Consider the following 285-nt stretch of genomic DNA (forward strand, 5'->3'; position numbering starts at 1 on the left):
GCCTGTATCGCACCGGTGACTTGGTGCGCCAGCGTGCCGATGGCTTGGTGGAATACCTCGGTCGTATCGACCATCAAGTGAAGATTCGCGGGTTCCGCATCGAGCTGGGGGAAATTGAAACCCGCCTGCTGGAACACCAGGCGGTGCGTGAAGCAGTGGTGTTGGCGCTGAATTCCCCGAGCGGCAAACAGTTGGTGGCCTATCTGGTCAGCGACCAAGAGCAGGGCGCGCTGCGTGAATCCCTCAAGGCGCATTTGAAAGCGCAGCTGCCGGACTACATGGTGC

At 60.4% G+C, this 285-nt stretch carries 1 protein-coding gene; it reads left to right on the forward strand.

Annotated features, from left to right (window positions below):
* On the forward strand, positions 1-285 hold a 285-nt coding region (locus tag HX846_RS39875), incomplete at both ends, for a hypothetical protein (protein ID WP_256740163.1).

The organism is Pseudomonas sp. K5002 (assembly GCF_013386655.1).
In the GTDB taxonomy this organism is placed as follows: Bacteria; Pseudomonadota; Gammaproteobacteria; order Pseudomonadales; family Pseudomonadaceae; genus Aquipseudomonas.